Here is a 255-nt window from a genome sequence, read left to right on the forward strand (position 1 = left end):
TCCCCACGCTTTCGCACCTCAGTGTCAGTATCAGTCCAGGTGGTCGCCTTCGCCACTGGTGTTCCTTCCTATATCTACGCATTTCACCGCTACACAGGAAATTCCACCACCCTCTACCGTACTCTAGTCAGGCAGTTATGGATGCAGTTCCCAGGTTGAGCCCGGGGATTTCACATCCATCTTACCAAACCACCTACGCGCGCTTTACGCCCAGTAATTCCGATTAACGCTTGCACCCTTCGTATTACCGCGGCT

The 255-nt window shown here is 53.3% G+C and carries 1 rRNA gene; it reads right to left on the minus strand.

From position 1 onward, the window contains the following. Positions 1-255, minus strand: a 16S ribosomal RNA gene (locus QSJ95_RS32760); the annotation flags it as partial.

Origin of the sequence: Pseudomonas sp. NBRC 100443 (assembly GCF_030268185.1) — a bacterium.
Classification (GTDB): Bacteria; Pseudomonadota; Gammaproteobacteria; order Pseudomonadales; family Pseudomonadaceae; genus Pseudomonas; species Pseudomonas citronellolis.